The 14,789-nt window shown below is 52.7% G+C and carries 16 protein-coding genes; 14 read left to right on the top strand and 2 right to left on the bottom strand.

Annotation, left to right across the window (positions count from 1 at the left end; all coding sequences use genetic code 11):
* Positions 1-29 precede the first annotated feature (29 nt).
* The 9 genes from fliS to dinB all read left to right on the top strand — a co-directional run bounded on the left by fliS (position 30) and on the right by dinB (position 6,844).
* Complete coding sequence (fliS, locus tag HVZ52_RS18120) at positions 30-422, top strand: flagellar export chaperone FliS (protein ID WP_003843794.1); 393 nt, start codon at positions 30-32, stop codon at positions 420-422.
* A 4-nt stretch (positions 423-426) separates the two neighbouring features.
* Positions 427-744 carry a hypothetical protein gene (locus HVZ52_RS18115; protein ID WP_016151855.1) on the top strand — a complete coding sequence of 106 codons (318 nt, stop codon included), beginning with the start codon at positions 427-429 and terminating at the stop codon, positions 742-744.
* Positions 741-1,916 (top strand): flagellar hook-length control protein FliK, encoded by a 1,176-nt coding sequence (locus tag HVZ52_RS18110; protein WP_065554269.1) that lies wholly within the window; start codon positions 741-743, stop codon positions 1,914-1,916. The genes HVZ52_RS18115 and HVZ52_RS18110 overlap by 4 nt, the downstream gene beginning before the upstream one ends.
* 7 nt (positions 1,917-1,923) lie before the next feature.
* Positions 1,924-2,394 (top strand): flagellar basal body-associated FliL family protein, encoded by a 471-nt coding sequence (locus HVZ52_RS18105; RefSeq protein WP_075846718.1) that lies wholly within the window; start codon positions 1,924-1,926, stop codon positions 2,392-2,394.
* Positions 2,395-2,414: 20 nt separating this feature from the next.
* Positions 2,415-3,131, top strand: a complete 717-nt coding sequence (locus HVZ52_RS18100) for a FliA/WhiG family RNA polymerase sigma factor (protein WP_046275416.1) — start codon at positions 2,415-2,417, stop codon at positions 3,129-3,131.
* Between the two features lie 29 nt (positions 3,132-3,160).
* On the top strand, positions 3,161-4,024 hold the full coding sequence (gene motA, locus HVZ52_RS18095; RefSeq protein ID WP_016151859.1) for a flagellar motor stator protein MotA: 864 nt from the start codon (positions 3,161-3,163) through the stop codon (positions 4,022-4,024).
* 2 nt (positions 4,025-4,026) lie between these two features.
* Positions 4,027-5,025: a putative lateral flagellar export/assembly protein LafU gene (lafU, locus tag HVZ52_RS18090; protein ID WP_016151860.1), complete on the top strand. Its 999-nt coding sequence runs from the start codon at positions 4,027-4,029 to the stop codon at positions 5,023-5,025.
* A gap of 55 nt (positions 5,026-5,080) precedes the next feature.
* A complete protein-coding gene (locus tag HVZ52_RS18085) occupies positions 5,081-5,722 on the top strand; it encodes a hypothetical protein (protein WP_016151861.1) in 642 nt (213 codons plus the stop codon).
* A gap of 66 nt (positions 5,723-5,788) precedes the next feature.
* Positions 5,789-6,844, top strand: coding sequence for a DNA polymerase IV (gene dinB / locus HVZ52_RS18080; protein WP_047357632.1), 1,056 nt, complete (start codon positions 5,789-5,791; stop codon positions 6,842-6,844).
* Positions 6,845-6,897: 53 nt separating this feature from the next.
* Here dinB and pepD read toward each other — a convergent pair whose 3' ends face one another.
* Complete coding sequence (gene pepD, locus HVZ52_RS18075) at positions 6,898-8,355, bottom strand: cytosol nonspecific dipeptidase (RefSeq protein ID WP_016151863.1); 1,458 nt, start codon at positions 8,353-8,355, stop codon at positions 6,898-6,900.
* Positions 8,356-8,616: 261 nt separating this feature from the next.
* On the opposite strand from pepD, the gene gpt reads away from it, so the two are divergent.
* From gpt to crl, 3 genes are all read left to right on the top strand, one after another.
* Positions 8,617-9,075 carry a xanthine phosphoribosyltransferase gene (gene gpt, locus HVZ52_RS18070; RefSeq protein WP_003031380.1) on the top strand — a complete coding sequence of 153 codons (459 nt, stop codon included), beginning with the start codon at positions 8,617-8,619 and terminating at the stop codon, positions 9,073-9,075.
* A 98-nt stretch (positions 9,076-9,173) separates the two neighbouring features.
* Positions 9,174-10,418 (top strand): esterase FrsA, encoded by a 1,245-nt coding sequence (gene frsA, locus HVZ52_RS18065; RefSeq protein ID WP_016155767.1) that lies wholly within the window; start codon positions 9,174-9,176, stop codon positions 10,416-10,418.
* 57 nt (positions 10,419-10,475) lie between these two features.
* On the top strand, positions 10,476-10,877 hold the full coding sequence (gene crl, locus HVZ52_RS18060; RefSeq protein ID WP_016151866.1) for a sigma factor-binding protein Crl: 402 nt from the start codon (positions 10,476-10,478) through the stop codon (positions 10,875-10,877).
* Positions 10,878-10,933: 56 nt separating this feature from the next.
* Here crl and phoE read toward each other — a convergent pair whose 3' ends face one another.
* Entirely contained in the window at positions 10,934-11,989 is a 1,056-nt protein-coding gene (gene phoE / locus HVZ52_RS18055) for a phosphoporin PhoE (RefSeq protein WP_016151867.1), read from the bottom strand.
* 289 nt (positions 11,990-12,278) lie between these two features.
* On the opposite strand from phoE, the gene proB reads away from it, so the two are divergent.
* Together proB and proA are read left to right on the top strand one after the other, a co-directional pair.
* Positions 12,279-13,382, top strand: a complete 1,104-nt coding sequence (proB, locus tag HVZ52_RS18050; protein WP_003031373.1) for a glutamate 5-kinase — start codon at positions 12,279-12,281, stop codon at positions 13,380-13,382.
* 11 nt (positions 13,383-13,393) lie between these two features.
* Positions 13,394-14,647: a glutamate-5-semialdehyde dehydrogenase gene (proA, locus tag HVZ52_RS18045; protein ID WP_181598555.1), complete on the top strand. Its 1,254-nt coding sequence runs from the start codon at positions 13,394-13,396 to the stop codon at positions 14,645-14,647.
* The last annotated feature ends 142 nt before the right edge of the window (positions 14,648-14,789 follow it).

The following is a 14,789-nucleotide window of genomic DNA, read 5'->3' as shown; positions in this document are numbered from 1 at the left end:
CTGATTTAAGAGAAGGATTGAGAATCAACATGTACGACACGCAGGATGGTTATTCGCAATACAAAGAGATGGATCTTGCTGCGCGTACCGCAGCAGCATCGCCATTAGAGCTGGTGCTGGTGCTGTTTTCGGGGCTGATGGACGAGCTGGAACGCGCCAAAAGCCACATTGAGAACAAACGCTATGAGCGCAAGGCGCAAAGCATCAACAAATGCATCGATATTCTCAACGCCTTAACCAGCTCGCTGGAGTTTGAAACGGGCGGCGAGTTGGTGGTGAATTTGTCCCGGCTGTATGACCACTGCGTCTACCGCCTGTATGAAGCCAGCGGCGAATTGTCGCTGGAAAAAATTGATGAAGTGATCCTCATCCTGACCAATCTACGCACAGGCTGGGAAGGTCTGTCGGCAAAGCTGGGATAAGACGATGGAAAGAGAGCGTCAGCAACAGCAGCTTTATGCCCTGGTAAAAGAGATGAACGAGGCGCTGGATCGAAAGCGTTGGCGCCGATTACCCGGCCTGCATCAGCAGGTGATGCGCGTTTTTCATGACTATGCCGCCTGGGAAACCGATGCCACCGCGTTGCGAGAGGTCAAAGACACCCTGCATGCGGCGTTTGAGGTGCTGATTGCCCGACGAACGCAGCGTGCGGAAGAACTCAAAGCGCGCATGGATCAACATCAGCAAAATCAGGAAGGAATGTTGGCGTACTCAATGGTTAATTTAATTTCGGAGAAGGCATGAATCCTGTATTACTGGCCTCGGCCAGTGCGTTGGCAGAGGCCACACCGGAAAAGGCGGCTATTTCGGCCCCAACAACGTCAACGAGCGGCAGCACGTTTTCTTTACCGCAGGCCGGGCTTAACGCGGTGGCTGAACGTTTGATCGGCGCAAAAATAAACCAACAGCAGGCGTCGTTGCCTGAGCATCAACGCGATGATGCAGATCCTGCGGCCATGCAGGCATTGCTGGCGATGTTACTGGCGCAACCGGCACAGCCGTTAACGCCTGCGGCGGCGCAGAAGCAGCCTGACGGTGAGATGCTGAAAATGCTGACGCAGGCGCAAACTACGGGGGCGGGGTCTGCGCTTTTGCGTCAACTGGCGAGCGCGATGGCCGGGCAAGGAAAACAATCCATGCCGTCGGCTGAGCAGCACGCCACGGATTTATCGTCACTGTCGCCAAAGCTGCAAACGTTACTGGCATCGATCACCGAGAATTTGCCCCAGGCAACCCCGGATCAGCAGGCCAAACTGGCGACATTCTCCGCCCAGGATCTGCGCGCGATCGCGCCTGAACCTGTCTCGCTTTCGACCTCACAGCAAATTTCCGCCCGGGTGAAGTCAGCGGATCACGCCGTTTCTCGCCCGATGGCGGTGAGAAAAACGGATAGCGTAACGGTTAACCCATCGCTTGCGTCGCAAAGTTTACTCAATACGGCGGCGCAGGGAACTCAGCCGGTAAATGCCCTGAGCGACCACAACGTGGTGTCGACGCAAGTTTCCGCGCCTACCACGCTGTCAACAGAGGAGCTCGGCGAGAAGCTCACCGCGCTGCTCAAAGACAGAATTCAGTTCCAGTTGGGTCAGCAACAGCAGGTGTCGACCATTCGTCTAGACCCGCCATCGCTGGGCAAACTGGAAATTGCCGTGCAGCTGGACGCAGGAAAGCTGATGGTGCACATCGGCGCAAATCAGAGCGATGTCTGCCGCTCGTTGCAGCAATTTAGCGAGAACTTACGCCAGCACCTCACGGCGCAGAACTTCATGGAAGTGAATGTTCAGGTCTCTTCCGAGGGACAATCGCAACAGCAACAACAGCAGTCAGGCCATCAACAGGACGAGGTGACGTCGGCGCTAACGCTTAACGACGAACCTCAATTTCAACAGAACGAATCCGTTCTGATCAAAGTGTAAAAGCAAGATGAAGAAAATTGTTATTGCGTGTGTGATCAGCTCTGTCGTTGCTCTGGGTATTGCTGGTGGGGCTGGATGGGGTATTTATCATTTTATGAATAAAGGTGCGACAGATAAGGCAGCAAAACCCGCTGAGATACCCGAAGAAAATCAGGATGAGAGCAGCAGCATATTTGTCTCTCTGCCGGAAACGGTGGTTACGCTTCATGATAGTGAAGGGACAGACCGATACATGGTGGCAGAGCTGGTAATGGTCGTTGATTCAGAGAAAGACGCTGAAAAAATTAAGAAAGACGAACCGCTCTATCAAAGTATTACGGTAGATGAACTCTCGAATATGAAATATGAAGAGATTCGGGCGCTGAAGATCTCCGATATCAGAAAGAAAGTTTTTGAAAATCTGAAAATTGAATTAGCGAAACGCAAAATGGCGACACCGTATAAGGACATATTGGTGAAAAAAGTCGTGTTTCAATAAGCGACAAGCCAGGAAATAACATGATCCAGGATGCTTACGAGTCAGAAGATTTTAATGCGACGCCCGTGCTAACGCCAAAGCAAGAGAGCCATTATTTACAGGCTTATCTTCCTTTGGTGCGCAAAGTGGTGCGTCAACTTGCGCCGCAATGTACCTGCGTTATGGACAGGCAGGATATGGAGCAAACGGCGCTGATGGGATTGCTGAATGCGATTCGCCGCTATGGTCAACCGGATGAGGGCTTTGCCGGTTATGCCGTCCATCGTATCCGCGGAGCCATACTCGATGAGCTGCGCAGCCTCGACTGGCGGCCTCGTCAGCTACGACAAAAATACCATCAGATTAAAGATTTGATTCGTGATGCGCGTACTCAGCTCGGGCATGAACCCTCATGGGAAGAGCTTTCCCGGTTGGGTTTGTCGTCTGAAGATTATCAGGAATATCAACAGCTGGAAGGTGCTGAATCGCTGGCCAGCCTGGATGAATTACTGAATGGCGATATACCGATTGCGCCGCTCGAAGGGCGGGGGCTTGAAGAACAATTCGTCACGCAGGAAATGCTGGGTTATGCCCTGAGCCAACTCAGCGAAAAGGAGGGACTGGTGCTCTCAATGTATTACCAGCACGATATGAATTTAAAAGAAATCGCGCTGGTATTAGGGCTGACTGAAGCTCGAATTTGTCAAATGAATAAAAAAATCACGCACAAGATTCGTGATTGTTTATATCCAGATTAACAATTCCGAATCAACATGCGGAGGACGTAATGCAAAAGATTTTTGGTTTATTGGTGGTTTTAGGCTGCGTATTTGGTGGCTACTTTGAGGCTGGCGGACAGTTAATTGCTATCTGGCAGCCGGCAGAAATTATTATTATCGTGGGGGCCGGTCTGGGGGCGATGATTATCGGTAACCCAATGCATGTGCTTAAAGAGATTGCTCACCAGATCAAAGGCGTGGTCAGCAAAAAGAAAATGGGGCCGGAGTTCCAGCGTCAGCTGCTGATGTGCCTGTATGAACTGCTGGAAATGGTGCAGAACGGCGGTCTGCGTATGTTGGATCAGCATATCGAACAGCCGGAAGAGAGTACCATTTTCCAGAAATACCCGCTGGTACTGACCCAGAAACGACTGGTGACCTTTATCGCCGATAATTTCCGTCTGATGGCGATGGGAAAAATTGATGCCCACGAGCTGGAAGGGATCCTCGATCAGGAACTGGATACCGCGGAAGAATCGCTGTTAACCCCTTCGCGTTCCCTGCAGCGTACCGCCGAGGCGATGCCTGGCTTCGGCATTTGCGCGGCGGTGCTGGGTATCATCATCACCATGCAGTCAATCGATGGTTCCATTGCGCTTATCGGCCTGAAAGTGGCGGCGGCGCTGGTGGGGACATTCTTAGGGGTCTTCATCTGTTATTGCGTGATGGATCCGCTGGCAAACGCCATGGAACAGCAGGCGCGGGCGGAACATTCGCTGCTCGAATGTGTACGTACCGTGCTGGTGGCGCAAGCGGGCGGTAAGCCGACGCTGCTGGCGGTTGATGCGGGACGTAAACTTCTTCATCTGGCTTCCAAACCCACATTCGCCAATCTGGATGCGTGGGTGAATGCGATGCTGGAGCAAGAATAAGCATGAGGAAGGGGCCAAATCGTCGCGATCGCGGCGCGAAAACCACCATTATCCGCCGACAAATCAAAAAGAATCATGCAGGTCATCATGGGGGAGCGTGGAAGGTGGCATTTGCTGACTTTACGCTGGCGATGATGGCGTTGTTTATGACGTTGTGGATTGTGAACAGCGTCAGTAAAGCTGACCGCGAAAATATCGTGGCGGCGCTGCATGGTCAGTCAATCTTTAACGGTGGCGGTATGGCGCCGTTAAATAAGCTGGGCAAGCAGCCGATAGCGCCGGGAGCGCAGAAGAAAAACGTCACGCGCAACAAACTCGATAAAACCGTCAACCCGCAGGAGACGGCGAAAATTACGGAAGAGAACGCGAAAAAGGCGCTGGATGTGAATGAAAAAGCGGTGCTGCTGAAACAAAAATCAGCCCGCGAATTGGGCGAACTGGCGACCGACATTAACGTTATCGCCCGCAATGCGCATATGGAAACTAACCTCGAGATGGAGATTGTTCCTCAGGGGCTGCGCGTACTGATTAAAGATGACCAAAATCGCAATATGTTTGAGCGCGGTAGCGCCAGGATTATGCCGTTCTTTAAATCGCTGCTGGTTGAACTGACTCCCGTGTTTGACTCGCTTGATAACAAGATAATCATCACCGGGCATACAGACGCGATGAGCTATAAGAGTAACATTTACAACAACTGGAACCTCTCCGGCGACCGCGCTTTGTCGGCGCGACGCGTGCTGGAGGATGCCGGAATGCCGCAGAATAAAGTCATGCAGGTCAGCGCGATGGCGGACCAAATGCTGCTGGATGCGAAAAACCCGGAAAGTGCCGGGAACCGTCGCATTGAGATCATGGTGCTGACGCAAAGCGCTTCCGATACGTTGTATCAATATTTTGGCCAGCAGGGAGAGAAGGTTGTGCAACCGCTGGTTGATAAGCTGGACAAGCAAAAGCAGGTGACTTCTTTACGTCAACAATCTGCTCCCGTCACTCATTAATTCTGTTCTCGTCCCCCACGCAACGTGGGGGCAATTTATTCCTCAGGAAGGCAATGTGATAGATGTAACCCATATTATTCCATTGGAGATTCATACTGATAACGTCACCGATGTAGCCTGTCAGGGGGCGCATTTCGACAAGGTCTCAGGTATCTGGTACACCGAACCCCACGAGCTAAACGGGGCGCTTCGTGACTATGTCTACGACACCGACAATTTTAATATTGTCGCGCCGTACTATCTGGTGATTACCTCGAAGATGCACTGCTGGAGCTGCCACCAAATTACCCGCATCCATGGCGTGATGTTTACCCGCTTTATTAAGAAAAATCAGGATGGTCAGGGCTGGCAGTCGGTCAGGCGTAACAGCTTTTTGTTCCACATTAATTCTCTGCCTGAAGAGATAAAAAAGAACATCAAAGCCAGCAATTACTACCTCGATAAAAGTAAAACCACCGGGCTACGTTACTGGATGAATCACTGTGAAATTTGTGGTGAACGTCTGGGCGACTACGAGCTTTTCTGCGTTGAAAATGATGCCTTCCGCCTGATGACAATCGAAAAACTGCTGCGGGCAAATGTTCGCAAAGTGAATAAACTGTTTGTCAGTACGGCGGGGAATCCCGCAGAACATACGAAAAAGGATATTGTGCGTTACCTGTGCGATGCCCGCTTCGTCATGAATGGTCCGGCGTAAGGAATAATCATACTTCTCACACTATAAAAATACTGTATACTTAAACAGTGTTGTGGGAGGCGAGTAATGCGCAAAATCATACATGTTGATATGGACTGCTTTTTCGCAGCGGTGGAAATGCGCGATAACCCCGCTCTGCGTGACATTCCCATTGCCATCGGCGGCAGCCGGGAGCGCCGGGGGGTTATCAGTACAGCCAATTACCCGGCGCGCAAATTTGGCGTGCGTAGCGCGATGCCAACGGGAATGGCGTTAAAGCTATGCCCGCATCTTACCTTATTACCCGGTCGCTACGAGGCCTACAAAGAAGCCTCCCGCCAGATTCAGGCTATTTTCTCCCGCTATACCTCGCTGATTGAACCCCTGTCGCTGGATGAAGCCTATCTGGATGTAACCGACAGCACCTACTGCCACGGTTCTGCCACGCTGATCGCCCAGGAGATCCGCCAGACGATTTTTAACGAGCTGCAGCTAACCGCCTCCGCCGGGATTGCGCCGGTTAAATTTCTGGCAAAAATAGCCTCCGATCTCAACAAGCCCAACGGGCAATATGTGATTACACCTGCCGATGTTCCTGAATTTCTCAAAACGTTACCGCTCGGCAAAATTCCCGGCGTCGGCAAAGTCTCCGCCGCTAAGCTGGAATCAATGGGATTGCGTACCTGCGAGGATGTTCAAAAATACGACCTGGCAATGCTGCTCAAACGTTTTGGTAAGTTTGGTCGCGTGCTGTGGGAGCGAAGTCAGGGCATTGACGAGCGGGACGTTAACAACGACAGACTGCGCAAATCCGTCGGCGTGGAGCGTACGCTGGCGGAAGATATTCATGAGTGGTCAGAATGCGAGGCGATTATTGAGCGGCTTTATCCCGAACTGGAACGGCGTCTGGCCAAGGTAAAGCCGGATCTCCTTATCGCTCGCCAGGGGATAAAACTCAAGTTTAATGATTTTCAGCAGACCACGCAGGAGCACGTCTGGCCGCGCTTAAATAAAGATGACTTAATTGCGACGGCGCGTAAAACCTGGGAAGAACGTCGGGGAGGGCGAGGCGTGAGGCTGGTGGGATTACACGTCACGCTGCTGGATCCCCAACTGGAAAGACAGCTGCTGTTGGGGCTGTGACTCTGATGGATTGCCGGATAAGCGTAGCGCCATCCGGCATTTAGCGCAGGATCTTACTTCGCCGGAATCGACTTCAGCAGTTCAGTCAGCAGCGTCCAGTAGTGACCAACGCTTTCGATATGAACCTGCTCATCCGGGGAGTGCGGACCGGTGATGGTTGGCCCGATGGAAACCATGTCCATTTCCGGATACGGTTTCTTGAACAGGCCACATTCCAGACCGGCGTGAATGATCTGGATGTTTGGCGTTTTGTTGAACAGACGCTGGTAGGTTTCGCGAACCAGGTGCATAACCGGAGAGTTAGCATCCGGCTGCCAGCCAGGGTATCCGCCTTTGGCCTGGGTTTTCGCGCCAGCCAGTTTACCCAGTGAATCCAGCATGCTTACCACGTAGTCTTTACCGCTGTCGATCAGGGAACGGATCAGGCAGTGAATTTCAACGTTGTCGTCAGTCATGGTTACAACGCCGACGTTCAGGGAGGTTTCAACCACGCCTTTGGCTACGTCGGAATTGCGGATAACACCGTTCGGGGTGGCGTTCAGCAGACGTACGAAGCTGTCGCGAGACTGAGTGGTCAGCGCGGCTTTGTCGTGAGTCACGGCATCCAGCAGCAGAGCCAGGTTCTTCTCTTTGGCTTCCAGTTCGTTTTTCAGGATTTCCTGGTAGGTGTTGACCAGCGCTTTTAACGCATCAACTTTATCTGCCGCCACGGCGAGGGTGGCAAAGGCTTCACGCGGAATTGCGTTGCGCAGCGTACCGCCGTTGAAATCAACCAGACGCAGATCCAGCTCTTCAGCGTGACCCGCCAGGAAGCGTACCAGCAGCTTGTTAGCGTTACCGAGACCAACGTGGATTTCGCCACCGGAGTGACCGCCTTTCAGGCCTTTCAACGTCAGCTTAAAGCTCTGGAAGCCAGCCGGGATTGCTTCACGGGACAGCGGCAGGTTAGAGGTAAAGTCGATACCGCCTGCGCAACCCATATAGATCTCACCTTCTTCTTCAGAGTCGGTGTTGATCAGAATATCTGCCTGCAGCCAGTTAGCCTGCAGACCAAACGCGCCATCCATACCTGCTTCTTCGGTCATGGTCAGCAGCACTTCGAGCGGACCGTGTACCACGTTGTCATCAGCCAGAACGGCCAGTGCGGACGCCATACCGATGCCGTTATCCGCACCCAGCGTGGTGCCACGGGCTTTTACCCATTCGCCGTCAATATAAGGCTGGATAGGATCTTTAGTGAAGTCGTGCACGGTGTCGTTATTTTTCTGCGGGACCATATCCAGGTGCGCTTGCAGAACGACCGGCTTGCGGTTTTCCATTCCTGCGGTAGCGGGTTTGCGAATCAGGATATTACCGACCTGATCGCGCTCGACGTGGAAACCTTTCTCTTGGGCCCAGCTCAGAATGTGTTCAGCGAGCTGCTCTTCATGGTAGGACGGATGAGGAATAGAACAGATTTTGGCAAAAATATCCCACAGCGGTTGCGGGGATAACTGAGACAGTTCAGACACGTTGAGTCTCCTTGGCGATGTCCTACAAAACTTGCTTGCAGGCCACAGGGTTAGCAGAATTAAAAACATCACAAGTCAGGCTTGCGCGATGCGATTGAGAATACCACTTTCTCCGCTGACGGCTAGCATAAAGCATGCAAAAAGAGGCGCGGATTCCGCGAAACACTGGTTTTTAGTGCGTCAGATCTCTATAATCTCGCGCAACCTATTTCCCCCTCGAACACTTTTTAAGCCGTAGATAAACAGGCTGGGACACTTCACATGAGCGAAAAATACGTCGTCACCTGGGACATGTTGCAGATCCATGCACGTAAACTGGCAAGCCGCCTGATGCCTTCTGAACAATGGAAAGGCATTATTGCCGTTAGCCGTGGTGGTCTGGTGCCGGGCGCATTGCTGGCGCGTGAATTGGGTATTCGTCATGTCGATACCGTATGCATCTCCAGCTACGATCACGACAACCAGCGCGAACTGAAAGTGCTGAAGCGTGCCGAAGGCGACGGTGAAGGTTTCATCGTAATTGATGACCTGGTTGACACCGGTGGTACCGCCGTAGCGATCCGCGAAATGTACCCTAAAGCGCATTTCGTCACTATTTTCGCTAAGCCGGCAGGTCGCCCGCTGGTGAATGATTATGTTGTTGATATCCCTCAGGATACCTGGATTGAGCAGCCGTGGGATATGGGCGTAGTGTTCGTTCCGCCGATCTCGGGTCGCTAATCTAAAAAGTTTTCAACGCCCGCACTGTCGGGCGTTGTTCTTTTTGTGCTGTGTCAGGTTACACTATGCCTTAGTGAGTACTCATGGAGGCTGCAATCATGTCACAGGCTAACCTCAGCGAAGTCCTGTTTAAACCCCGCTTCAAACACCCTGAAACGTCAACGCTGGTTCGTCGTTTTAATCACGGCGCGCAGCCGTCCGTACAATCGACCCTGGATGGCAAAACCATCCCGCACTGGTACCGCATGGTGAACCGCCTGATGTGGATCTGGCGTGGCGTCGATCCGCGCGAAATCCTCGAAGTGCAGGCACGTATCGTCATGAGCGAAGCCGAACGCACCGATAAAGAGCTTTACGACACGGTTATCGGCTATCGCGGCGGAAACTGGATTTACGAGTGGGCGAAGCAGGCGATGGACTGGCAACAGAAAGCCTCTATGGAAGAGGATCCGCAGGTGAGCGGACGCCACTGGCTGCATGCTTCCACGCTCTACAACATCGCCGCTTATCCGCACTTAAAAGGCGATGAGCTGGCAGAGCAGGCGCAGGCTCTGGCCAATCGCGCCTATGAAGAGGCCGCACAGCGTCTGCCGGGCACGCTGCGTGAGATGGAATTTGCCGTTACCGGCGGCGCGCCGATTACCGGCTTCCTGCATATGCCAAAAGGCGACGGTCCGTTCCCGACGGTGCTGATGTGCGGTGGCCTCGATTCCATGCAAACGGATTATTACACTCTGTATGAGCGCTACTTTGCCCCGCGCGGTATTGCCATGCTGACGTTGGATATGCCGTCGGTCGGGTTCTCGTCAAAATGGAAACTGACCCAGGACTCCAGCCTGCTGCACCAGCACGTATTAAAAGCGCTGCCGAATGTTCCATGGGTGGATCACACCCGTGTGGCGGCCTTCGGCTTCCGCTTTGGCGCCAACGTGGCGGTACGCCTTGCGTATCTGGAATCATCACGTCTGAAGGCGGTGGCCTGTTTGGGGCCGGTGGTTCATGCGCTGCTTAGCGACCCGCAGCGCCAGGCAAGCGTCCCGGAAATGTACCTTGACGTTCTGGCCAGTCGTTTAGGGATGCACGACGCATCCGATGAAGCGTTGCGCGTTGAGCTTAATCGCTATTCATTAAAAGTGCAGGGTCTGCTGGGCCGACGCTGCCCGACGCCAATGCTGTCGGGGTTCTGGAAAAACGATCCGTTTAGCCCGGAAGAGGAGTCGCGTTTAATCACATCTTCATCTTCTGACGGTAAGCTGCTGGAGATTCCATTCAACCCGGTGTATCGCAATTTTGACAAAGGGCTGCAGGAAATAACCGGTTGGATCAATCAGAGATTGTGTTAAAAGTTTGCTAAATTTTATCGATTTGGTAAAACAGGTGCTTCACCTAAGGAGATCGTAATGACGTTACCGAGTGGGCATCCGAAAAGTAGATTGATCAAGAAATTCACCGCGCTTGGCCCGTACATCCGGGAAGGGCAGTGCGAAGATAATCGGTTTTTTTTCGATTGTCTGGCTGTTTGCGTCAATGTGAAACCCGCCCCAGAGAAACGCGAGTTTTGGGGCTGGTGGATGGAACTGGAGGCGCAGGAAAAACGCTTCACGTACAGCTACCAGTTTGGCTTGTTCGATAAAGACGGGAACTGGACTGCGGTGCCGGTGAAAGAGACTGAAGTGGTAGAGCGACTGGAATACACCTTACGTGAATTTCATGAAAAATTACGTGGGTTGTTAACGTCGCTGAATCTGGCGCTGGAGCCTGCTGACGATTTTAACGATGAACCGGTTAAATTAACGGCATAATGAACAGTAAAATGCCGGATGGCGGCGCAACCCATCCGGCATTTTTTTATGCTACATCAGAACTGATAAACCATACCGACAGCAACGATATCATCATTGTTGATGCCCAGTTTATTGTCGCTATCGAGCTGGTTGATTTTATAATCGACAAACGCGGACATATTTTTGTTGAAATAGTACGTTGCGCCAACGTCGATATAATTGACCAGATCCTCATTGCCTACGCCTTCAATATCTTTCCCTTTTGACAGCACATAACCCAGTGACGGACGCAGACCAAAGTCAAACTGGTACTGAACTACCGCTTCGAAGTTCTGTGTTTTATTGGCGAAGCCACCGGAAATTGGCGTCATATTGCGCGTTTCAGAATAGAACGTCGCAATATAAATATCGTTAGCATCATATTTTAAACCGGTCGCCCAGGCTTCTGCTTTATCGCCAGTCCCACGCGTTTGCAGATTCTGCTGGTTGGTACGATCGGAGTTGGTATACGCACCGCTCACCGCGAAATCGCTGCCGCCAAAATCATAGGTAACGGAAGTACCAAAACCGTCGCCGTTTTGTTTTTTCACATCGCGGTCCTGATTTTTCCCCTGGTATTGCAGGGTGAGATCCAGACCATCCACGACGCCGAAGAAGTCGGTGTTACGGTAGGTCGCCAGGCCGCTGGCGCGTTTGGTCATAAAGTTATCGGTCTGCGCGGAGGAGTCGCCGCCGAATTCCGGGAACATATCGGTCCACGCTTCCACGTCGTACAGCGCGCCGAGGTTACGACCGTAATCAAACGAGCCAAGGTTTTTTAATTTCAGACCGGCAAAGGCCAGACGGGTTTTTTGCTGGTTTGAGTCGCTTTCGGCTTTATTGCCGGCGAACTCTGCTTCCCAGCGGCCATATCCCGTCAGTTCATCGTTAATTTGCGTTTCGCCTTTAAAACCTAAACGGATATAGCTCTGGTCGCCGTCTTTGCTGTCATAATCCGTCATGTAATGCATGGCTTTTACTTTGCCGTACAAGTCCAGTTTATTACCGTTCTTGTTATACACTTCCGCTGCCTGTACGGATGCTGACGCAGTAATACCCATCACCACTAATGCCAGAGTGCTCTTTTTCATTTTCATTCCTGATTAAAAGTACGCGCTAATATTCACTGGGTGTGATCCCCGTTAAAAGACAGGAGGGTTTTTAACGTCTGGTAATGAACGTTTTATGACAAAGTAAGAATATTTCTAAAAAAGGATGTTTTTTTGTTTCTGTAATAAATGCGTCAAAATCTGCCGCTACGCTTGCTGATCCTGCGCAATAAAAATTCATGCTTTGTGCGCTGGTTGTTGGCAACCGGGGCCAGTCCTGCTAAAACGTTCGTTTGATATCATTTTCCCCAATTTTGAATGGCAGAGAATCATGAGTGACAGCCAGACGCTGGTGGTAAAACTTGGCACCAGTGTGTTAACGGGCGGATCGCGCCGCCTGAACCGCGCCCACATCGTAGAACTGGTTCGCCAGTGTGCGCAGCTCCATGCCGCAGGGCATCGTATTGTTATCGTTACCTCGGGCGCGATTGCCGCCGGACGTGAGCATCTGGGTTACCCTGAGCTCCCGGCAACGATAGCCTCGAAACAGCTGTTGGCGGCGGTAGGGCAGAGCCGATTGATTCAACTGTGGGAACAGTTGTTCTCGATTTACGGTATTCACATCGGACAGATGCTGCTAACGCGTGCGGATATGGAAGACAGAGAGCGCTTCCTTAACGCCCGCGATACGCTACGCGCGCTGCTGGATAACAACATCGTTCCTGTCATTAATGAGAACGACGCCGTAGCGACCGCCGAAATTAAAGTCGGTGATAACGACAACCTTTCAGCGCTGGCGGCGATTCTGGCCGGGGCCGATAAGCTGCTGCTGCTGACCGATCAGCAAGGGCTGTTTACCGCCGATCCGCGCACCAACCCGCAGGCTGAGCTGATCAAAGACGTTCACGGTATTGATGATGCGCTGCGCGCCATTGCCGGTGATAGCGTCTCGGGTCTGGGAACCGGCGGTATGGGGACTAAACTGCAGGCCGCTGATGTTGCATGCCGTGCCGGGATTGACACCATTATTGCCGCAGGCAGCAAGCCGGGTGTAATTGGCGACGTGATGGAAGGCGTCTCCGTTGGGACGCGTTTCCATGCACAGGCCTCTCCGCTGGAGAACCGTAAACGCTGGATCTTCGGCGCACCGCCTGCCGGGGAAATTACCGTTGATGAGGGTGCGACCGCAGCGATTCTGGAGCGTGGCAGTTCATTACTGCCAAAAGGCATTAAAAGCGTGACAGGCAACTTCTCTCGTGGTGAAGTGATCCGCATCTGCAATCTCGAAGGGCGCGATATTGCCCACGGCGTTACCCGCTATAACAGCGATGCGCTGCGCCGTATTGCCGGACATCACTCACAACAGATCGACACCATCCTGGGCTACGAATACGGTCCGGTTGCTGTCCATCGCGACGACATGATTACCCGTTAAGGAACAGGCATATGCTGGAACAAATGGGCATTGCTGCCAAAGCTGCGTCATACAAGCTGGCGCTGCTCTCCAGTCGCGAAAAAAACCGCGTACTGGAAACGATAGCTGATGAGCTGGAAGCGCAAACGGAAAGCATCCTCAGCGCGAACGTACAAGATGTTGAGCAAGCGCGAGCCAACGGCCTGAGCGAAGCGATGCTCGACCGCCTGGCGCTGACTCCGGCGCGTCTGAAAGCGATTGCCGACGATGTGCGTCAGGTATGTAATCTCGCCGACCCGGTCGGGCAGGTGATTGACGGCGGTCTGCTGGATAGCGGCCTGCGTCTCGAACGTCGTCGCGTTCCGCTGGGCGTGATTGGCGTGATTTATGAAGCGCGTCCAAATGTCACCGTTGACGTGGCTTCCCTGTGCCTGAAAACCGGTAATGCGGCGATCCTGCGCGGTGGGAAAGAGACGTACCGGACGAATGCGGCAACCGTGGCGGTTATCCAAAAGGCGCTGGAAGCCTGTGGTTTACCCGCCGCAGCCGTGCAGTCGATAGATAACCCGGACCGCGCGCTGGTCGCTGAAATGCTGCGTATGGATAAGTACATTGATATGCTGATCCCTCGCGGTGGCGCGGGTCTGCATAAGCTGTGCCGTGAGCAGTCGACTATCCCGGTCATCACCGGCGGCATTGGGGTTTGTCATATTTATGTTGATGATACCGCGGAGATCGACCCGGCGCTGAAGATTATCGTCAACGCCAAAACCCAGCGTCCGAGCACCTGTAACACCGTAGAAACCCTGCTGGTGCATCAGGATATCGCTGCGCGTTTTCTGCCTGCGCTGAGCCAGCAGATGGCACAAAGCGGCGTCACGCTGCATGCCGACGACACCGCGCTGGCCACATTGCAGGCAGGGCCCGCTAACGTGGTTGCGGTGAAAGCCGAAGAGTATGACGACGAGTTTCTGTCGTTGGATCTGAACGTGAAAATCGTTACCGATCTGGACGATGCTATCACCCACATTCGCGAGCATGGGACCCAGCATTCCGATGCCATCCTGACGCGCACACTGCGTAACGCCGATCGTTTCGTGAATGAAGTGGACTCTTCTGCCGTGTACGTTAACGCCTCTACTCGTTTTACCGATGGCGGCCAATTCGGACTGGGGGCGGAAGTGGCTGTGAGTACGCAAAAACTGCACGCGCGTGGCCCAATGGGTCTGGAAGCACTGACCACCTATAAGTGGGTTGGCTTCGGTGACGACACGATTCGTGTGTAATTGAAAACGGGCGATGCCATAATAGGTCTATGATTTTAAAGTCTATTAAGGCATTGCCCGGTTAATTCTACTCTTTACCCCGCTACCGTATTTGTTTTCTATCCTGCGTTTTATCATCATCCGCATCAGTCTGGTTTTTACC

Source organism: Citrobacter sp. RHB36-C18, from assembly GCF_013814485.1.
Classification (GTDB): Bacteria; Pseudomonadota; Gammaproteobacteria; order Enterobacterales; family Enterobacteriaceae; genus Citrobacter; species Citrobacter braakii.
This window is presented reverse-complemented; position numbering and strand designations above follow the sequence as displayed.